This window comes from Streptomyces sp. NPDC046308, assembly GCF_055588065.1.
This window is the reverse complement of record NZ_JBVJFB010000001.1, coordinates 1,146,367-1,165,734: the sequence shown is the minus strand read 5'-3', so window position 1 is coordinate 1,165,734 and position 19,368 is coordinate 1,146,367. Positions and strand designations below refer to the sequence as shown.

General features: G+C 73.7%; 12 protein-coding genes. 6 read left to right on the top strand and 6 right to left on the bottom strand.

Annotated elements, in window-relative coordinates:
* Nucleotides 1-10: 10 nt before the first annotated feature.
* The 5 genes from ACZ6JT_RS05100 to ACZ6JT_RS05080 all read right to left on the bottom strand — a co-directional run bounded on the left by ACZ6JT_RS05100 (nucleotide 11) and on the right by ACZ6JT_RS05080 (nucleotide 8,391).
* Complete coding sequence (locus tag ACZ6JT_RS05100) at nucleotides 11-1,495, bottom strand: MFS transporter (RefSeq protein ID WP_469207297.1); 1,485 nt, start codon at nucleotides 1,493-1,495, stop codon at nucleotides 11-13.
* 111 nt (nucleotides 1,496-1,606) lie between these two features.
* Nucleotides 1,607-3,607, bottom strand: a complete 2,001-nt coding sequence (locus ACZ6JT_RS05095; protein WP_469207295.1) for a P-loop NTPase family protein — start codon at nucleotides 3,605-3,607, stop codon at nucleotides 1,607-1,609.
* Nucleotides 3,608-3,734: 127 nt separating this feature from the next.
* Nucleotides 3,735-5,504, bottom strand: a complete 1,770-nt coding sequence (locus ACZ6JT_RS05090; RefSeq protein ID WP_469207293.1) for a cytochrome P450, cyclodipeptide synthase-associated — start codon at nucleotides 5,502-5,504, stop codon at nucleotides 3,735-3,737.
* Between the two features lie 270 nt (nucleotides 5,505-5,774).
* Nucleotides 5,775-7,307 (bottom strand): amino acid permease, encoded by a 1,533-nt coding sequence (locus tag ACZ6JT_RS05085; protein ID WP_365468920.1) that lies wholly within the window; start codon nucleotides 7,305-7,307, stop codon nucleotides 5,775-5,777.
* A 103-nt stretch (nucleotides 7,308-7,410) separates the two neighbouring features.
* Complete coding sequence (locus tag ACZ6JT_RS05080) at nucleotides 7,411-8,391, bottom strand: hypothetical protein (RefSeq protein ID WP_469208204.1); 981 nt, start codon at nucleotides 8,389-8,391, stop codon at nucleotides 7,411-7,413.
* Nucleotides 8,392-8,703: 312 nt separating this feature from the next.
* Here ACZ6JT_RS05080 and ACZ6JT_RS05075 point away from each other — a divergent pair, with 312 nt between their 5' ends.
* From ACZ6JT_RS05075 to ACZ6JT_RS05065, 3 genes are read left to right on the top strand one after another with little or no spacing between them, the layout of a single operon-like run.
* Nucleotides 8,704-10,143 carry an FGGY family carbohydrate kinase gene (locus ACZ6JT_RS05075; RefSeq protein WP_469207290.1) on the top strand — a complete coding sequence of 480 codons (1,440 nt, stop codon included), beginning with the start codon at nucleotides 8,704-8,706 and terminating at the stop codon, nucleotides 10,141-10,143.
* Complete coding sequence (locus tag ACZ6JT_RS05070; protein WP_469207288.1) at nucleotides 10,140-11,621, top strand: FAD-dependent oxidoreductase; 1,482 nt, start codon at nucleotides 10,140-10,142, stop codon at nucleotides 11,619-11,621. Before ACZ6JT_RS05075 ends, ACZ6JT_RS05070 begins: the two co-directional genes overlap by 4 nt.
* Complete coding sequence (locus tag ACZ6JT_RS05065) at nucleotides 11,618-12,808, top strand: NAD(P)/FAD-dependent oxidoreductase (RefSeq protein ID WP_469207286.1); 1,191 nt, start codon at nucleotides 11,618-11,620, stop codon at nucleotides 12,806-12,808. The genes ACZ6JT_RS05070 and ACZ6JT_RS05065 overlap by 4 nt, the downstream gene beginning before the upstream one ends.
* 32 nt (nucleotides 12,809-12,840) lie before the next feature.
* On the opposite strand, the gene ACZ6JT_RS05060 is transcribed toward ACZ6JT_RS05065, so the two are convergent.
* Nucleotides 12,841-14,907 carry a phosphocholine-specific phospholipase C gene (locus ACZ6JT_RS05060; protein WP_469207284.1) on the bottom strand — a complete coding sequence of 689 codons (2,067 nt, stop codon included), beginning with the start codon at nucleotides 14,905-14,907 and terminating at the stop codon, nucleotides 12,841-12,843.
* Between the two features lie 287 nt (nucleotides 14,908-15,194).
* Here ACZ6JT_RS05060 and ACZ6JT_RS05055 point away from each other — a divergent pair, with 287 nt between their 5' ends.
* From ACZ6JT_RS05055 to ACZ6JT_RS05045, 3 genes are all read left to right on the top strand, one after another.
* Nucleotides 15,195-16,520 (top strand): cytochrome P450, encoded by a 1,326-nt coding sequence (locus ACZ6JT_RS05055; RefSeq protein WP_469207282.1) that lies wholly within the window; start codon nucleotides 15,195-15,197, stop codon nucleotides 16,518-16,520.
* 93 nt (nucleotides 16,521-16,613) lie between these two features.
* Complete coding sequence (locus tag ACZ6JT_RS05050; RefSeq protein ID WP_469207280.1) at nucleotides 16,614-18,461, top strand: ABC transporter ATP-binding protein; 1,848 nt, start codon at nucleotides 16,614-16,616, stop codon at nucleotides 18,459-18,461.
* 139 nt (nucleotides 18,462-18,600) lie between these two features.
* Nucleotides 18,601-19,329 carry a carbonic anhydrase gene (locus ACZ6JT_RS05045; RefSeq protein ID WP_469207279.1) on the top strand — a complete coding sequence of 243 codons (729 nt, stop codon included), beginning with the start codon at nucleotides 18,601-18,603 and terminating at the stop codon, nucleotides 19,327-19,329.
* Nucleotides 19,330-19,368: the final 39 nt, after the last annotated feature.

Sequence of the window (19,368 nt, the reverse complement as noted above, 5' to 3'; positions counted from 1 at the left end):
GGTCGGGTGGTCAGCAGCGGCCGTCTGCGGCGGGTTGCGGGGCCGGGGCTGGGGCGGCGGTTCCGGAGGTGCGGCGGGTGAGGAGCGGGGTGAGGGCGGCGGTGGCGACGAGGACGGCGGCGCAGACGCCGAAGGCCACGCGGTAGCCGGCGGTGAGTGCTTCGAGTGGTGTCTGGTGGGTGGCCGCGTGGGTGGTGACGGTGCCGGCGAGGGTGGCCAGGACGGCGAGGCCGATGGCGCCGCCGACCTGCCGGGAGGTGTTCACCAGACCGCCGGCGAGCCCCGCGTCCTTCCGTGGGACGCCGTCCACGGACAGGGCGGTCAGCTGCACGAAGGCGATGCTCAGGCCCAGGCCGATCAGGACGCTCGGGCCGAGGAGGTCGGCGAGGTAGCTGCCGTCGGCGCGGATCCGGGACAGCCAGAGGAATCCGGCGGCCTCGGTCAGCAGGGCGCCGGTCACCGTGGCGGTCGCGCCGATGCGCCGGGAGATCCGTGGGGCGAGGGTGGAGCCGACCATGTTGGCGGCTGCGAGGGGGAGTTGGCCGAGGCCGGTGACCAGCGGGCCGGAGCCGAGGACCTGCTGCTGGTAGAGCGGCAGGAAGAAGAACAGGGCGATCCACACGGACCCCAAGAGCACCATCAGCAGGTTGCCCGCGGCGACCCGGCCGGTACGGAACAGCCGTGGCGGGACCAGCGCGTTCGGCCGGCGGAGCTCGATCACGGCGAAGGCCGCGAGCAGCGCGGCCGCGGCGCCGAGGGCGCCCAGCACCGCCGAGGCGGTCCAGCCGGCGCCGCGTGCGGTGGTCAGGCCCCAGACCAGGCAGGTCAGGGCGAGGGTGACGGTGGCCGTGCCCAGCAGGTCGAAGCCTCCGGCGGTCCTCCCGGCCGCACGCTCGGGCGCCGGTGGTACGAGCACCGCTACCGCGACCGCGACCAGCGCCGATCCGATGGCGACCGAGTGGAAGATCCAGGGCCAGCCCCAGGCCTGCGTGAGGACCCCGCCGAGCAGGACGCCGCCCGCTCCTCCCGCGCCGGAGACCGCTCCCCACACGCCCAGTGCCCTGCCGCGCCCGGGGCCGGACGGGGACCCGTCCAGTGCCAGGGCGAGCGCGGCCGGGGCGATGACGGCGGCGCCGAGGCCCTGGAAGGCGCGGGCCGCGATCAGCACGCCCGAGGAGCCGGCCAGTCCCGCCGTCAGCGAGGCCAGCGCGAACAGGGCGAGCCCGGAGACGAGGACCCGGCGGTGGCCGAGGAGGTCGGCCAGCCGACCACCCGCCAGGAGCAGTGCCCCGAACGCGAGCCCGTAGGCGTTGACCACCCAGGTGGTGCCGCCGTCCGAGAGGCCGGCCCCGGCACGGATCTGCGGGAGTGCCACGTTGACGATCGAGGTGGCGAGCATGACGGTGAACTGGGCCGCGGCGAGCGCCGCGAGCACCGCTCCCGGCCGGGTGGCCCGGCGTACGGCGCGGTCCGTTTGTGTGCGTGCTGCGTTCATGGCGCACAGACTCGCGTCGGCCGGTGTCCACTCTCCAGGCCCGGCGGGGACGGGCACTGTCCACTGCTGTCCGTCCCTGTCCACCCCGCCGGAGGGACGCCGCAGCCCTCGTTACGGGGCTCCGTGCAGCTCCCGTTGCCACAGGGCCTCGCAGAGCAGGTCCAGGCCCTGGCGCAGGTGGCGACGGTAGGTGCCGTACGGGAGGCCGAGGCGGCGGGCGGCGGCCTCCTGGGTGGGGGCGCCGGAGAAGTGGCCCGCCGTCAGGGCCTCGCGGGCGCGCACCCCGCGCGGGTCCCGGGCGAGTTGGTCGACGGCCTGGCGCAGCAGGATGCGCAACTCCGCGACCGGTTCGGCGAGGTCGGCCGCGAGCCGCGTACGCATGAGGGCGCATGCGGCGAAGGCGCCCGGGTCGCGCCAGTGCGCCAACGCCTCCCGCACGGCCTGGTCGAAGGCGGTGCGCGAGACGGCGGACGGGCCGGACGGGACCGGTTCGTCGGGGGCCGCTATGAAGTGCAGCAGCCACGTCTCCACGGGGAGCCGGCGCCAGTCGACGCCGAACAGCCCGTACGTGTGAGCGCCGACGCGCGGGCGCGCCCCGGTGTCGGCGAGCGTGCCCTTGACGCGCTCGGCCCAGGTCTCGGCGTCCCGGAAGACGGCGAAGCCGAAGGCGCGGCCGCGGGCGCGGGCCGCCTCCGCCTGAGCCCGGGAACTGCTCAGGTCGATCACGCGCGAAGGGACTTGGTAGCGCTCGGGGTAGATCGAGAAGCGGCTTATCCCGATGTGTTCGCCGGGGCTCACCGGGGCGGTGGCGTCGGTGTGGGCCCACGCGGCGGCGACGACGGGATCGGTGGCGAGGTCCTCGGGGTCGGGGGGCGCCGGCAGGGCCAGCCGGGCCGTGAAGGCCACGACCCGGCCCGTGCTCACGAGACGGTAGACGCTGAAGGCCTGTGGCTGGCGCTGCGCCCAGTAGCGGACCAGTTCCGCGGAAGCGGGCCCCTCGGTCTCCTCGGCCATCCGCAGCACGACGTCGAGGTCGTCCGGGTGCAGCGGACGGTCGTGCACCTCGTCCTCGCGGGACCAGGTGCGCAGCCGGGCCAGGGTCTCGCCCTCCCGGAAGAGGTAGAAGAGCTCGTCGGTCACGGTCCACACCCGCTCCTCGGGTGCCTCCCGCAGGATGCGCAGGTACTCGTCCGCGAGGCGTTGGCGCATCGTCTCGAACGCGTTGGGGGCACGCCAGCGCAGGTCGGCGGCCAGGGTCTCGCGGGCGGCGTCGTGCGGGTGGAGCCCCCGGTGCGTGGACTCCATGAAGGGCAGGTCCCTGAGCCAGGAGAAGAGCGGATGGGCTTCCTCCTCGGGCAGGACCGCGGCGAGCAGTTCCTCGGACGTCGAGTGGGCCTGCGCCGCCACCTCCAGGGCGCGGCGGTGGGCGGCCGTGGGGACCTCGCCGATCAACCCGGCCAGCAGGGTGCGCAGGACGTCCGCCGACGGGGCCCAGATCTCCTCCCGGGCGCAGGCCGCCGATCCCGCCGCGGCCGCGAGGGACAGGGCCAGCGGGTTGCCGCCGGCGAAGCGCAGTACGCGGTCGCGCAGTTCGGGCCGGATCCGGGCCGAGACCAGCAGGCTGCGGGCCTGTTCCGCGGAGAACGGACCCAGTTCGGTCACGTGCAGGAGCCGGGACCAGGCGGGGTCGGCGGTCCACTGCGGCTGCGGAGCGCGCCGTCCGGCCAGGACCACCAGGGTGTCCTCCGCGGCGCGGGGCAGGAAGTGGTGCCAGAGCCAGCTCTCCAGCCACTGGCAGTGCTCGAAGGAGTCCACGAACAGGACCGTGCCCGGAACGTCGAGGAAAGGGCCGGCGGCTTGCTCGAATTCGGCCGGGTCCCGGCTGACGAACCGGCCGTCGAGTTCGACGAGCAGCCGTCCCGCCGCACGGGCGTGGTCCGCCAGGCGCCGCAGCAACGTCGACTTCCCGATGCCGCCCGGCCCGCACACGTAGAACGCGAACGGCGCCCGGGGATCACCCGCCAAGGCCTCCCCGAAGCGCCCGAGTTCCTCGTCCCGGCCGATGAAGGCGCGCACGCGCGCCCTGCTGAGTCTTTCTCCCACGGACACCATGGCGGTTTCCATCCTCCTCGTTCCAGCACCGGACCCCCCTGCCCGAAGGCGGGGAGGCCCGGAGAGAGCGCTCTCTTTTGTGGGTCGGTTCCTCCGTCGCACACATGTCGACGGGGCCTTGCTCAGATCACTTGACGCTGCCGAGGTTTCCGTCGTCGGGGTGGCCGGTGATCAGGAGGGTGGTCTCCTCGACGCACTGGAAGCGGCCGTCGGGGGCCATCCGGGCGAAGAGGTAGACCTCGGTGCTGGAGGTGCGCCCGTTGTTCCGGGTGATGGTGACGGTGTGGCGGTCCGCGTAGCGCGGCCCGTCGCGCAGTTCGTCGTGGACCTCTATGTGTCCGCTGCGCACCAGGGTGCGCAGGCGCGTCATGTGCTGCACGAAGCCGGCCCGGTCGCTCCACACGCCGTCGGTGCGCTGGCGGTAGTCGGGGGTGAAGTGCCGCTCGACGGCCTCGTCGAGGTCGAGGCCGGGGGTGAACAGCAGGTCGTTGATGGCTTTGGTGATGTCGGTGGAGGTCGTGGAGGTCGTGGAGGTCGTGGATGTCATCGTCGTCGTCTTCGCCTGGGGAGTGGGGGGTTGGGCAGGTGCGGCTTCCGGAACCGGGGTGGACGGCGCGTGGCCGGCCCCGGCGGAGGCCGCCCTGCAAGACGGGCTTCGCCGTAGCCGGGTTCCACCGTCGTGGACGGGAGTGAAGTCCAGCGACAGGGAGACGGGGCCCCGGGTGTAAAGACCGGTCTCCCGGTAGCGGAAACCGGGGCTGTAGCGGACCTGGTCCAGGAGGGGCAGGAGCATCGCGGCGACGGTCTCGATCTCGGCGCGGGCGAAGGCCGCGCCGACGCACTGGTGGAGTCCGGTGCCGAAGGCCAGGTGCTGGGCGGCCGCGGTGAAGGAGCGGGCGGTGCCCAGGTCCGGGCGGTGGATGTCGAAGGTGTCCGGGGCGGTGAAGGCACCGGGGTCGCGGTTGGCCGCGCCGATCATGCAGAAGACGGTGGCACCCGCCGGGACGGTCGTACCCGCGAACACGCAGTCCTCGGCCGCCTGGCGGGGAACGAGCTGGACCGGCGGGGTGAAGCGCAGGGTCTCGGCGATCGCGGCGGGCAGCAGCTCCGGGTCCCGGCGGACCTGGGCCAGCTGCCCGGGGTGGTCGATCAAGTGCTTGAAGAGCAGCGCGAGCGTCTTGTCCGCGGGCTCTGTGGCGGCGGCCAGCACGTTGACGATCAGGGCGGTGACATCGCGGTTGCTCATGGCGATGCCGTCGAACTCGGCGGTGCACAGCTTCGATATCAGGTCCTCGCCGGGGTGGCGGCGGCGCTGTTCGATGACGGGGACGAGATAGGCCTCCAACTGCTCCGCGCAGTCGATGCAGTGGCGGCGGCGCTCGGGCGTGAGCGTCATGCTGGTGATGAACTCGGCGACCCCGCCGTGCCAGGCGGCCACTTGCTGCCAGTCCGCCCGGTCCAGGCCGAGGACGTCGAGCGTCACCTGGACGGCCAGGGGTTTGCCGAAGTCGTTGACCAGGTCCATCCGGCCCAGCGGGAGGTACGGGGCCAGGAGTTCGGCGGCGTTGGCGTGGACGGCGCGTATCTGGTCCTGCAGGGCCGGGCCGGTGAAACCCCGCACGACGATCTTCCGCTTGGCGGTGTGCTCGGCTCCGGTCATCTGGGCGAGGACCGGCCCGCGCATCACCGGCTCGGCGCGCACCTGCAGCGTCTCGGTGGTGAACGCCTCGTGGTCGGTCAGGACCCGTCTGACGTCCTCGTAGCGGGAGAGGAAGTAGCTGTCGATCGCCGGCTCGTAGTGCACGGGGTCCCGCTCCCTCAGCCGGGCGAAATGACGCTGGGGGGCGGCGGCGAAGTCCTCGGACAGGACGCTGAGACGGGAACCGACCACGGACATGCTGAAGACCTCTCGACGTGCGCGGCGCGGGGCGCAGTGCGCGGAAGGAGCGGGAGCCGGCGGTGCCACGGGCCGGGAGGACGCTTCCCCTCACCCGGTCACGTGCGGCGGCGGACGATCATCTCATCACGCCGCGCCCCGCTGAAGTCCGTTGCTGGGCAGCCGTATTGGCGACGCGTGGCCCGTGACCACGGGAAAAAAGGGGCCGTTCCGGAGGAATCCGGAACGGCCCCTGGGTCATGTCCGGGAGCAGTGCGTACGGGGGAGGGATCAGACGATGCCCTCGGCGATCTCGGCCTGTTCCCGGGCGTTGCCGTAGGCCGACGGGGTTCCGTACGAGCGGCGGGCGGCGTACCACCAGGCGCTGGCGAGGACCAGGACCACCGCGAGGGCGATCACGGCGTAGTTCATCGAGTCGATCGTGACCGGGGACTTCTGCGGCAGGCAGAACAGGACGGTGACGACGGCCACCCAGACGACGGCGGTCCAGCCGATCGGCTTGCTCCAGCGGCCCAGGTTCCACGGTCCGGGCTGGAAGCGGTTGCCGGCGCGCAGCCGCAGGTAGATCGGGATGGCGTAGGCCGGGGTGATGCCGATGACGTTGATGGCGGTCACGGCCCCGTAGGCGGTGGCGGAGTAGAGGGAGGGGAGGGCCAGGACGCCCGCGACGACGACCGAGAGCCAGACGGCCGGGACCGGAGTCTGTGTGCGGCTGCTGACCTTGCGCCACAGGGCGGAGCCGGGGAGCGCGTTGTCGCGGCTGAAGGCGAAGACCATCCGGCTCGCGGCGGCGACCTCGGCGTTGCCGCAGAAGAGCTGGGCGACGATGACGACGAGGAGCAGGGCGCTGGCTCCTCCGGAGCCGAGGGCGTCGAGGAAGATCTGCGCCGGCGGGACGCCGGTGGCGCTGCCCTGGACGGCGGCGTAGTCCTGGATGGCGAAGGTGAGTCCGGCGAGCAGCGCGAACCCGGCGATCCAGGACACCCAGATGGCCCGGACGATGCCCTTGGCGGCGGAGACGGAGGCGTTGGAGGTCTCCTCCGAGAGGTGCGCGGAGGCGTCGTACCCGGAGAAGGTGTACTGGGCGAGCAGCAGGCCGACCGCGGCCACGTAGAACGGGTTGGCCCAGCCGGTGTCGTTGACGAACTCGGTGAAGACGAACGAGGGCGACTGGTGGTGGTCGGGTACGAAGGCCAGGGCGCCGACGATCACGGCGACGCCGGCCAGGTGCCACCACACGCTGACGGAGTTCAGCACGCTGACGAGGCGGACGCCGAAGAGGTTGAGCACGGCGTGCAGCAGCAGGATGGCCAGGAAGATCAGGAAGGTCGAGCCGGCGGTGGGCACGAAGCCGAACTGGAGGTTGAGGAAGGCGCCGGTGAACAGGGCGGCGCCGTAGTCGATGCCGGCGATGGCGCCGAGCAGGCCGAGCAGGTTGAGCCAGCCGGTGTACCAGCCCCAGCGGCGGCCGCCGAGCCGGTCGGCCATGTAGTAGAGGGCTCCCGAGGTGGGATAGGCGCTGGTCACCTCGGCGAGGGCGAGACCCACGCAGAGGACGAAGACCCCGACGCCGACCCAGCCCCACATCATCACGGCCGGACCGCCGGTGCCCAGGCCGAAGCCGTACAGGGTCATGCAGCCGGACAGGACGGAGATGACCGAGAAACTGATCGCGAAGTTCCCGAAGCCGCCCATCCGGCGGGCGAGGACGGGCTGGTAGCCCAGTTCTCTGAGTCGTTCCTCCTCGTCCTGCCGGGGCGGGGCCTTGCGGTCCTGGCGGACGGTCGGCGCGGTTCGGGACATGGGGAGGTACCTCCGGGGGGTCGTGGAGCGCGGGGACGGGGGCGGGGGGTGGGGCGGTGAGCCGGTGGGGCCGCGGGGTCGCCGGTGAGCGGGGGAGCGGCGGTCAGTCCCGGCCGGCGAGGCTGCGGGACCGGGCCTGCAGGAAGACCTCCGCGGCCAGTTCCTGGTCGGCCGGGTCGCGGGTCCGGTAGGCCCACGGCAGCGTGGTCCAGTACCGGTCGATCACGTCGAAGACCTGGGCCGCCTCGTCGAACCGGTTGGCTCCCCACAGGGCGTGGGCGAGGTGGTTCAGGTCGAGCGGGGAGGCGCGGCGCAGGTCGGCGTACCGGAACCAGGTGTCCAGCGCGTGGCCGGCGTCACGGACGGCGTCCTCGGTGACCCAGTGCAGGTCGAGCGCCCGCTCCTGGCCGCGCTCGCGGCGGTAGCGCTCGATGCTGAGATAGAGCGGCAGGAGGTGGACCGCGGATCCGGGCGACGCCGAACCGGCCGCCCAGTGTACGAAGTTGGCGGCCTCGGTGAGCGGTCCGGGGGTGCCGGCGCAGACGAACTGGAGCATCCGGTGGTACGCCTCGCGGTTGTGCGGGTCGCGCTTGTCGGCCTGCGCGAGGATGCCCCAGGGGCCGGGGGGCAGCATCACGGCGGGCGCCCGGAGCCGGTGCTCGTCCATCGAGCGGTGTTCGTCGAGGGAGGCGAGGGCGAGCAGGCAGACCCACGGCACGGGGTCGGCGGGGCTGGCCTCGGCGGTGTCGCGGCAGGCCTCCCATGCCTCACGCCACAGCTCGCGCGTGCGCGGGTGCCGTGCACGGTGGGCGCGGACGGCCCGTTCCACGACGACCCGGGTGTGCATGACGGAGGCGGCGACACTGCGCGGTTCCTCGGCGCGCCAGGCCTGCACCACGTCCGAGCCGGCGGCGACCGCGGCGAGCACCTGGGTGCGCTGGGTCCACAGCCCCCAGCCGTCCGTGCGGTCCAGTAACTGGGCCATCGACACCCAGCGGCCGGTGCGCAGGTCCTGTACGGCGACGCGCAGTTCGTTGTCGTGGCCGGCGGGGTGGTAGACGGGCCGGAAGTCGCCGCCCGCCATCACCTCGTCCCGGTCGACGGGTGGCCGGGACGGGCGCGTCTTGCGGTGGTCGTGGTCATCGGTCCTCACATCGCATGGCCTTCGCGCCTGGTGATCGGCGATCACTATAGATCGAGTGTGAGCGTTGGGGTCATGGAACCGTCAGGGAACCTTTCAAATGCAACTATCAAGCCACGTGCGGCAGATGAATTTGCGTCAGCCGCATCTCCGGACGGCCGGTGCCCGCCGGGACGGATCTTGACGGGCGACGTCCGCTGGTGAAGGCTTCCGAGGCGACGATCACACGCATGTCGATCCAGGGACGGAGTGGTGATGACGGGCCCGGTGCTCGCTGTGGACCAGGGCACCTCGGGAACCAAGGCCCTCGTCATCTGTCCCGTACGCGGGGTCATCGGCTCCGCCTCCGCCCCCGTACGGCCCCGGTACCTGCCGGGCGGCCGCGTGGAGGTCGACCCGCGCGAGCTGCTGGACTCGGTCCTCGACGCCGGGCGGGCCGCCCTGGCGGCGGCCGGCGAGCCGGTGGCGGCGGTGGGCGTGGCGAACCAGGGCGAGACCGTGCTCGCGTGGGACCCCGCGAGCGGTGAGCCGCTGACCGACGCGATCGTCTGGCAGGACCGCCGGGCCGAGGAGCTGTGCACCAAACTGGCCGCGCACGCCGAGGCGTTGCGGGAACGGACGGGCCTGCCGCTCGACCCTTACTTCGCCGCGCCGAAGATGGCCTGGATACGCCGCAGCCTCACCCGGCGGGGCGTCGTGACCACCAGCGACGTGTGGCTGGTGCACCGGCTCACCGGCGGCGCCTTCGTCACCGACGCGGCGACCGCGGGCCGCACCCAGCTGCTCGACCTCGACACCGTCGACTGGTCCCCGGCCGCACTCGACGTGTTCGGCCTCACCGGCGAGCGGCTGCCGGAAGTCGTCGACGCGGACACCCACGTCGCCGCCACCACCGCGTTCGGGCCCCGGCTGCCGCTGACGGGACTGCTCGTCGACCAGCAGGCCGCGCTGCTCGCCCAGCGCGTGACCGAGCCCGGCACCGCCAAGTGCACCTACGGCACCGGGGCGTTCCTCCTCGCGCAGACCGGCCCGCTGCCCCGGCGCAGCACCTCCGGGCTGGTCGGCTGCGTCGCCTGGCGGCTCGGCGGGCAGACCAGCTACTGCCTGGACGGACAGGTGTACACGGCCGCCTCCGCCGTGCGGTGGCTCACCGACCTCGGGGTCATCTCCGGAGCCGCGGACATCGACGTCGTCGGAGGGAGCGCCCCGGACGCCGGCGGCGTCACCTTCGTCCCCGCGCTCGCCGGGCTCGCCGCCCCCTGGTGGCGGGGCGACCTGCGCGGTTCGGTCACCGGCCTCGGCCTCGACACGACCGCCGGGCACCTCGTACACGCGCTGTGCGACGGCATCGCCGCGCAGGTGGCGGAACTCGCCGACGCGGTCGCCGCCGATCTCGGCGCGCCCCTGACCACCCTGCGCGTCGACGGCGGACTCTCCCGGTCCGCGCTGCTCATGCAGGCGCAGGCCGATCTGCTGCAGATCCCCGTCGAGGTGTCGGCGCTGCCGGACGCCACCGCCCTCGGCGTGGGGGCCGCCGCCCGGCTCGGCCTCGACGCCTCGCTCACCGTGCACGAGGCCGTCCCGGAGTGGAAACCGTCCGCCGTCTACGAGCCGAGGGCCGGCGCGGCCGACGCCGCGGAGCGCCGCGCACGGTTCCGGACGGCGGTGTCGGCCCTGCTCGACGGCCCGGCATGACGGCCGGCCCCGGCGCCCCTGGCATCCCCGGCGCCGCTCGGACCCCCGGCGCCGCTCGGACCCCCCGCACCACCGTCACCACCGTCACCACCCGGGGCCCGCTGCCGGCCGGCTCCGCCTACGACGTGACGGTCGTCGGCGCCGGCGTCGTGGGCTCCGCCATCGCCCGCGAACTGGCCCGGCTGCCCCTGAGGATCGCCCTGGTCGACGCCTCCGACGACGTCGGCAACGGCACCTCCAAGGCCAACACCGCCATCCTGCACACCGGTTTCGACGCCGTGCCCGGCTCCCTGGAATCCCGGCTCGTCCGGGACGGACAGCGGCTGCTCGCCTCGTACGCCGCCGACTGCGGCATCCCGGTGGAACCGCTCGGGGCGCTGCTCGTCGCCTGGAACGAGGAGCAGCTCGCCGCCCTGCCGGGGCTCGCCGAGAAGGCCGTACGCAACGGCCACCGCACGGCCCGGATCCTCCCGGCCGCGGAGGTGCGGGCCCGCGAGCCGGAGCTCGGGCCGGGCGTGCTGGGCGCGCTCCACGTGCCCGACGAGTCGGTCATCTGCCCCTGGACGACCACCCTCGCCTACGCCACGCAGGCCGTCCGCGCCGGCGTCCACCTGCACCTCAACTGCCCGGTACGGTCGGTCGCCCCGGGCGATCCGCACGTACTGGCCACCGGCCGGGGGCCGCTGCGCACCCGGCACCTGGTCAACGCGGCGGGGCTGTACGCCGACGAGATCGACCGCTTCCTCGGCCACGCCGACTTCACCGTGACGCCCCGGCGCGGCCAGCTGATCGTCTTCGACGAACTGGCCCGCGGCCTCGTACGCCACATCCTGCTGCCGGTGCCGGACGCGCGCGGCAAGGGCGTGCTGGTGACGCCGACGGTGTACGGGAACGTCATGCTCGGGCCGACCGCCGAGGACCTGGACGACAAGACCGCCACCGGATCCACCGCCGAAGGGCTCGCGCTGCTGCGGGAGAAGGGCCGGCGGATCCTGCCGGCGCTCCTGGAGGAGGAGGTCACCGCCGTCTACGCCGGGCTGCGGGCGGCCACCGGGCAGGAGGACTACGCGGTCCGGGCGCATCCCGCGCAGCGGTACGTGACCGTCGGAGGCATCCGGTCCACCGGACTGACCGCCTCGATGGCGATCGCCGCCCACGTGGTGGAACTGCTCGCCGAGGGTGGCCTGCCGGTGGCCGGAGCACGGGAGCTGGAGCCGGTGCGCATGCCGAACCTCGGCGAGGCGTTCCCCCGGCCCTACCGCGACGCGGCGATGATCGCGGCGGATCCGGAGTACGGCCGGATCGTCTGCCACTGCGAGCGCGTGACCCGTGGGGAGATACGGGACGCGCTCGCCGGGACCGTCCCGCCCGCCTCGGTGGACGGCCTGCGGCGGCGCACGCGCGCCCGGGGCGGCCGCTGCCAGGGCTTCCACTGCGGGGCAGCCGTCCGCGCGCTGTTCGAGGAGGCCCGCCGGTGAACCGTACGGTCGACGTACTCGTGGTCGGCGCCGGGCCCGCCGGACTGGCCCTGGCCGCCCGGCTGGCGCAGGCGGGCGCGGGCGGGGTCGAGGTCCTGGAACGCGACGCGGAGCCGGGCGGACTGCCGCGCCACCTCCACCACGGCGGCTTCGGCCGGCCGCCGCGTCCCTGGCTGAGCGGTCCCGAGTACGCACGGCGGTCCGCGTGGGCGGCGGCCGCCGCCGGGGCCGCGGTCCGCACCGCAGTCACCGCCACCGGCTGGGCCGGACCGTTGTCCCTGGAGACCACGAGCCCGGCGGGCACGGAGCGGATCACGGCCCGGGCCGTGGTCCTCGCCACCGGCGCCCGGGAGCGCCCCCGCAGCGCCCGGCTGGTGCCGGGCTCCCGCCCGCAGGGCGTACTCAGCACGGGCGAGCTGTTCCAGTCGGTCCACCGGTACGGCCTGCCCGTCGGCCGGCGGGCCGTCGTCGTGGGCGCCGAACCGGTGGCCCGGCACGCGGTGCGCCCGCTGCGGCGGGCGGGTACGGACGTGGTGGCGATGGTCACGGAGAGCCCGCGCGCCGCCGCCGTGGCGGGGGTGCCGCTGCTCACCCGGACCACGGTGGGCGAACTGCGCGGCCGGGGCCGGCTGACGGGTGTGGCCGTCCGCCACCGGGACGGCCGGTCGGGGGTCCTCGCCTGCGACACGGTGGTCTTCACCGGCGACTGGATCCCCGACCACGAGCTGGCCCGCCGCGGCGGCATCCCCCTGGACCCCGGCACCCGGGGCCCCGGCGTGGACGCGTCGTTCCGTACCTCCGCCCCGGGCGTCTTCGCGGTCGGCAACGCCCTCCACGGCATCGAACGCGCGGCCACCGCGGCCGGGGAGGGAGCAGCCGCGGCGGCCTCGGTACTGGCCCACCTGGCGGGCGCCCCCTGGCCGGAGCCGGGCCCCCCGCTGGAGGTCCGGGCCCCGCTCCTGTGGGTGACGCCGAACCGGTTCACGGGCACCGCCGCGCGCCCGCTCCTCCTGCGCTCCGGGGAGCCCCTGACCGCTCCGCTGGTGACGGTCCACCAGGACGGCCACCTCCTGTGGCGCCGGCGGATCCCGGCCGCTGCCTCCCCCTCCCGCTCCCTGCGACTGCCCCCGTCCTGGACCTCCCGCGCCGACCCCACCGGCGGCCCGGTCGTGGTGGCCATCGGCTGACACGGGCCCGGAGGCACGAGGGCGGTGGTGGGTCAGGAGGACTGGTTCGTGAGGATCGCCGGGTCCGAGAGGCCGGCCGCGCCCGTTTCGACCTTGCCCGCGAAGCGGCGGACGAAGTCCGGGGTCTGCGAGGCGGTGACCGTCACGTCGTACCAGCGCCGCGTGTTCTTCAGCGAGACGCTGTACGTGACGGTCGCGCCCTTGGCCACCGTCAGGCGCTTGGGCCCGCCGCCGTAGGAGTTGGTGACCGTCAGGGTGGCCGTCGACGACCCGGCGTTGGTGGCGGTCAGGTCCAGGTTCCCGGTGGCGGCGTTGTGGCGGGCGGTGACCTCCGGACCGGGGGTGGTGCCGGGGTTGCGGAAGGCGCGCAGGAAACCGTTCGGGCCGTGCACGGTCAGGTCGGTGACCCCGGCCGAGTACGCGGTGTTCCAGGTGTCCCCGATCGACTTGCCGGCCTCGGTGGTGTACGTCCAGGGGGCGTCGCTGCGGTTGCCGGAGGTGACGTGGAACTGCGCGCCAAGGTCCGGGCCGCCGCTGAACGTCAGCCGGAACCTCCCCTCCGCGACGAGCGCCGCGCCGTCCACGTACGGGGCGTACTTCAGCGCGCGGGTGGGGCGCAGGCCCTTCTCCTGGCGGGGCATGACGCCCACGGCCGGCGGGGTGGCCCGGAAGTCGGGGTGGCGCTCGCGGTCCTGCGGGAACCAGGGTCCGGTGTCGGGCAGCGGGGCCGTGCCGGTGTCCTTGCGGGCGAAGTCGAAGGCGGAGGTGAGGTCACCGCAGACGGCGCGGCGCCAGGGCGAGATGTTCGGCTCGGTCACCCCGAAGCGCTTCTCCATGAAGCGGATGACGGAGGTGTGGTCGAAGGTCTCGGAGCAGGAGTAGCCGCCGGTGCTCCAGGGGGAGACCACGAGCATCGGCACGCGCGGGCCCAGGCCGTACGGTCCGGCGACGTAGCCGGGCTTGCCGGGGAAGACGTCCAGGGCGGTGGGCGTGGTCGACAGGCCCTGGGCGGCGCCGGCGGGGGCGTACGGCGGGACGACGTGGTCGAAGAAGCCGTCGTTCTCGTCGTAGGTGATGAACAGCGCCGTACGGGCCCACACGTCCGGGTTGGAGGTGAGGGCGTCCAGGACCTGCGCGATGTACCAGGCGCCGTAGTTCGAAGGCCAGTTGGAGTGCTCGCTGAAGGCCTCGGGGGCGGCGATCCAGGAGACCTGGGGGAGGGTGCCGGCGGCGACGTCCGCGCGCAGCTGGTCGAAGTAGCCCTCGCCGGCCTTGGCATTGGTGCCGGTGCGGGCCTTCTCGTACAGCGCGTCGCCCGGCTTGGCGTTCCGGTAGTCGTCGAAGTAGAGCAGCGAGTTGTCGCCGTAGTTGCCGCGGTAGGCGTCGCTGATCCAGCCCCAGGAGCCGGCGGCGTCGAGGCCGTCGCCGATGTCCTGGTAGACCTTCCAGGAGATCCCGGCCGCCTCCAGCCGCTCCGGGTAGGTGGTCCAGCCGTAGCCCGCCTCGGCGTTGTCGAGGACCGGGCCGCCGCCCTGGCCGTCGTTGCCCGTGTGGCCCGACCAGAGGTAGTAGCGGTTGGGGTCCGTGGAGCCGATGAACGAGCAGTGGTACGCGTCGCAGATGGTGAAGGCGTCCGCCAGGGCGTAGTGGAAGGGGATGTCCTCGCGCGTCAGGTGGGCCATGGTGGTGGCCGTCTTGGCGGGCACCCAGTTGTCGTACCTGCCCTTGTTGAAGGCGCTCTGTCCGCCTGCCCAGTCATGGTTCAGGCCCTGGAGGAACTCCATGCCGAGGTCGTCGGACGGCGGGCGGAAGGGCAGCGTCTCCTTCGTGCCGTCGGACTGGTGGAAGACGGACTTGCCGCTGGGCAGCGTCACCGGGCGCGGGTCGCCGAAGCCGCGGACGCCGCGCAGGGCGCCGAAGTAGTGGTCGAAGGACCGGTTCTCCTGCATGAGGACCACGATGTGCTCGACGTCGGCGATGGTGCCGGTGGTGCCCTGGGCGGGGATGGCGGCGGCGCGGGCGATGCTGTCGTTCAGCATCGTCAGCGCGGTGGCGCCGCCGGCGAGCTGCAGGAAGCGGCGGCGGTTGAGTTCTGCCATGGCGGGAACGACCTCTGCGGTTGAGGGTGGTTGAGCGCCCTCAGCAGAGCGCGCCCGGGGTACCGGAGGGGGAGCCTGGCGTGACGGCGGCGCATACGCCAGGCGAACGGCAGTCGGATTCCGGCGGAGTTCGGCCAGAACCCGCCGGCCTCCGCCCGCCGCCGCCGGCCTCCGCCCGCCGCCCCGTGGGACCCCGCCCCCGGGCCGAGGCGGGGTGTCGCGTGGTGCGGTGGCTCCCTTACAGTGCGTGATGACCGCACCCGGTGCCACCGAACAGGAGCACGCCCGTGGCCACCCACGCCCGCCCCGGTCCCCTCCCGAGTCCGTCCTGCGACGGCCGCCGGGTCCCCGAGCTGGATCCCGGCCTCGTCACCGAGTGGCGGGACGGGGGAGGAGAGCTGATCGACCTCTTCGTCCAGGCCCGCCAACACCTCGGCGGGGTAGCCGCGTTCCGGCTCGGGCCGCGCCCGACCGTGCTGGTCACCGGCGCCCAGGCCGTGCAGCACGTGCTCGCGCTCCACCCGGACCGGTACGTGAAGCGCTCGCACCGCGCCCGGCTGCTGATCGGCGACGGGGTCCTGGCCGCGACGGGCGAGGCGTGGCAGCGGCAACGCAAGCTGCTGCAGTCGCAGTTCACCGGCCCCGGCATGCGCCGCTACGAGCAGCGGATCGCCGCCGCCGCCCGGACCACCGCGGCGCGCTGGGCCGCGTACGCCCGCAGCGGGGAGGTCCTCGACGTCGGCGAGGAGATGCGCCGCTTCGCCCTGGACACCATCTGGCGTTCCCTGACCGGTCACCCCCTCGACCCCACCACCGAGCGCGAACTGGCCGCCGTACCCACCGTGGTGGCCGCGCTGCCCCAGCTGCCCGCCGACGGCGCCGCCGCCCGGCAGGCCGTCTCCGCCGAGCTGGCCGGGATCGACGCCGTGGCGAGCCGCGCCATCGCGGCCGCCCGCACGGGCGGGGCCGGACCCCACGGCCCCGGCCTGCTGCACGTCCTGCTGGACGCGGCCGGAACCCGCCCCGAGTACACCGACCGGCTGATCCGCGACGAGCTGGTCACCCTGCTGGTCGCCGGTCACGAGACCACCGCCACCACCCTGACCTGGCTCTACCTCCTGCTGGACCGGAACCCGGGGGCACGGGAACAGGCCCTCGCCGCAGGCGCCGAGGGGTCCCCCGAGCGGCGCCGGGCCGTCCAGGCACTCGTCAACGAGACGCTGCGCTTCTACCCCTCCGCGTGGATCCTGCCGCGCTGCGCGGCGCAGGACGACGTCCTCGCCGGATACGCGGTCGAGGCCGGCACCGACGTGATCGTCTGCCCCCACCTCACGCACCGGGACCCCGGACTGTGGGAGGACCCCGCCCGGTTCGATCCGGGGCGCTTCACCACCCCCGGCCGGCGCCCCACCCACCCGGGGAGCTACCTCCCCTTCGGCATCGGCCCCCGGGCCTGCCTCGGCATGCAGTTCGCCCTCCGCGAGTCGACCGTCCTCCTGGAGCGGCTGCTGCCCGCGCACGTCCCCCGCTTCCGCTCGCTCCCCGCCCGCGCCGTGTACGGCCTCACCGTCCGCCCCGACGGCCCCACCCCCGCGGTGCTGGCGGCCGGTTAGGCCGCCCTCTCCGCGAAAAACGCTTGGACTGCGCCGGTGCCGTCGCGGGAGACTGCCAATCCTGTCCTGTAGGTCCGCCAAAGCAGGGTTGGGATGGAATTGCCTGAATCACGCAAAGGTTCGCCGGGCCGGGGCCCGGTGCTCCTCGCCCTTCGTTATTACGGACGGGAGCTCGCCCGCCTCAAGTGGCTGACGGTTCCCGCGATGCTGCTCCCGGCGCTGGGCAACATCGGCATCGACTACATCGCGCCCCTGGTCGTCGCCAAGCTCGTCGCACGCATCGCCGAGGGCGCCGGGAAGGATACCGCTGCCGCCGCCGGCACCGGTTTCGACATCGGCCCGATGCTCCCCTACGTCCTCGGCTTCGCCGCCGTCCTACTGCTCGCGGAAGGGCTCTGGCGCCTCGGACTGCACTGCCTGAACCGTCTCGACGCCCGCGGCATCGAGCAGCTGTACGTGATCGGGATGGACGAGCTGTTCGCCAAGGACGCCGCCTTCTTCCACGACAACTTCGCCGGGTCCCTGACCAAGCGGGTGCTGAGCTTCGCCTCCCGCTTCGAGGAGTTCGTCGACACGCTGACGTTCTCGCTCGTGGGCAGGTTCGTACCGCTGATCTTCGGATCGGTGGTGCTCTGGCACTACGAACCGCTGCTCGTGGGCGCCCTGTTGGTGCCGATCGTGCTGACGGCCCTGTGCGTGACCCCCCTGATCCGACGCCGCCAGGCGCTCGTCGTCCAGCGGGAGGCGGCCATCGCCCGCGTCTCGGGGCACGTCGCCGACAGCCTGATGAACATCGACACGGTACGGGCGTTCGCCGCCGAGGACCGCGAGGCCGCCGAACACCGCTCGCGGGTCGCCGAGTCGCGGCGGCTCACCCTGCGCTCGTGGGACTACGGCAACCTGCGCATCGACACCATCGTCGCGCCGATGTCCGTGCTGACCAACGCGCTGGGCCTGCTGCTGGCCATCGCGCTCGCCGGCAGCGGCCGCGGGGTGGAGGCGGTCGTGGTCGCCTTCGCGTACTACTCCAGCGCCACGCGCATCATGTTCGAGTTCAACCAGATCTACCGCCGCCTGGAGAGCTCGATGACGGAGGCCGCGCAGTTCACCGAGCTGCTGCTGACGCCGCCGACCGTCCTCGACCCGGTCTCCCCGGAACCGCTGCGGCCCGCCGGATCCGCCGACGTCCGCTTCGAGCGGGTCACCTTCGCCCACGGGGGCGGGAAGCCGCTCTTCGAGGGCCTCGACCTGGCCGTGCCCAGCGGCTCGAAGATCGGGCTCGTCGGCCGGTCGGGCGGCGGCAAGACCACCCTCACCCGGCTGCTGCTGCGGATGACGGACGTCGACGCCGGCCGGATCCTGATCGGCGGCCAGGACATCAGCCGGCTGTCCCAGGCCGACCTGCGCAGCCTGATCGCGTACGTGCCGCAGGACCCGGCGATGTTCCACCGCACGCTGCGGGAGAACATCGCGTTCGCCCGGCCGGACGCCACCGAGGCCGAGATCCGCCGCGCTGCGGAGGCGGCGCACGTCACGGAGTTCGCCGAAGGGCTCGTGGACGGTTTCGACACCATGGTCGGCGAGCGCGGGGTCAAGCTGTCGGGCGGACAGCGCCAGCGGGTCGCCCTCGCCAGGGCCATCCTGCGCGACGCGCCGATCCTGCTGCTCGACGAGGCGACCAGTGCCCTGGACTCCGAGAGCGAGATCCTCGTGCAGGAGGCGCTGTGGCGGCTCATGGAAGGGCGGACGGCGCTCGTGGTCGCGCACCGGCTGAGCACCGTCGCCGGCATGGACCAGCTCGTGGTCCTCGACGGCGGGCGGATCGTCGAGCAGGGCACCCACCAGGAACTGCTCGCCTCGGAGGGCGCCTACGCGAAGCTGTGGCAGCACCAGTCGGGCGGCTTCCTCGACGACACGCCCGCGCGGTCCGACCTGCACTGACCTGCACCGACCCTGCACGCCGGTTCGAACGACAGGGCCACACGGATGAATGCCCGGCCCCCGATTGCGCCACCGAGGGGGCCCGCTGAGACTGGACCCGCGTGTGAAGGGTCAGGAACGGCGGACGACGGGATCCGGCATGTCCCCACGACACGAGGGCCCGGGCAGGCGCCGGGTGATACGGGCGGTACTGACGGGTGCGGTGGCGGTGGGCGCCGGGCTGGGGTCCGGTTCCCGCGGGACCCCGAACCCGGTCCGCGCCGCGGGGGCGGCGGTGTCGCGGCCCACCTCGCCCCAGACCGCGCTCGGCGCCCTGGTGGCGGGGAACGCGCGCTGGCGCACGTACCACGAGCGACATCCCGACCAGACGCGGACGGTGCGCCGGACCGTGGTGGCCGGACAGCACCCGTTCGCCGTCGTCCTCGGCTGCGTCGACTCCCGCGTTCCCCCCGAGCTGGTCTTCGACCAGGGCCTCGGCGACCTGCTGACGGTGCGGTCGGCGGGCGAGGTGCTGGACGAGGCGGTGCTCGGGAGCATCGCGTACGGGGTGCTGGAGCTCGGCATCCCGCTGATCGTCGTCCTCGGGCACCAGTCGTGTGGGGCCGTCGCCGCCGCCGTCCGGGCCGACGACGGCGGACCACCGCTTCCGGGCCACATGCAGTACCTCATCGACCAGATCCACCCCGCGATCGACCGTACGCTGCGGGGTGCGGCCCGGATCGACGCGGCGATCACCGCGAACGTGCGCCTGGTGCGGTCGAGGCTGGGGGCCGAACCCGAGCTGGCGGCCAGGGTCGCGGCCGGGAGCCTCGCCGTCGTCGGGGCCCGGTACGAACTCACGAGCCAGCGGGTGCGCGGGGTCCGCTGACCGGCCCCCGAGCCGCCGTTCCGGGTGCGAAACCCCGTT

Bases quoted from the DNA above. Each gene is read 5' to 3' on its own strand.
- ACZ6JT_RS05100 (WP_469207297.1), bottom strand. From the start codon at position 1,495: ATGAACGCAGCACGCACACAAACGGACCGCGCCGTACGCCGGGCCACC.
- ACZ6JT_RS05095 (WP_469207295.1), bottom strand. From the start codon at position 3,607: ATGGTGTCCGTGGGAGAAAGACTCAGCAGGGCGCGCGTGCGCGCCTTC.
- ACZ6JT_RS05090 (WP_469207293.1), bottom strand. From the start codon at position 5,504: ATGTCCGTGGTCGGTTCCCGTCTCAGCGTCCTGTCCGAGGACTTCGCC.
- ACZ6JT_RS05085 (WP_365468920.1), bottom strand. From the start codon at position 7,307: ATGTCCCGAACCGCGCCGACCGTCCGCCAGGACCGCAAGGCCCCGCCC.
- ACZ6JT_RS05080 (WP_469208204.1), bottom strand. From the start codon at position 8,391: ATGGCGGGCGGCGACTTCCGGCCCGTCTACCACCCCGCCGGCCACGAC.
- ACZ6JT_RS05075 (WP_469207290.1), top strand. From the start codon at position 8,704: ATGACGGGCCCGGTGCTCGCTGTGGACCAGGGCACCTCGGGAACCAAG.
- ACZ6JT_RS05070 (WP_469207288.1), top strand. From the start codon at position 10,140: ATGACGGCCGGCCCCGGCGCCCCTGGCATCCCCGGCGCCGCTCGGACC.
- ACZ6JT_RS05060 (WP_469207284.1), bottom strand. From the start codon at position 14,907: ATGGCAGAACTCAACCGCCGCCGCTTCCTGCAGCTCGCCGGCGGCGCC.
- ACZ6JT_RS05050 (WP_469207280.1), top strand. From the start codon at position 16,614: ATGGAATTGCCTGAATCACGCAAAGGTTCGCCGGGCCGGGGCCCGGTG.
- ACZ6JT_RS05045 (WP_469207279.1), top strand. From the start codon at position 18,601: ATGTCCCCACGACACGAGGGCCCGGGCAGGCGCCGGGTGATACGGGCG.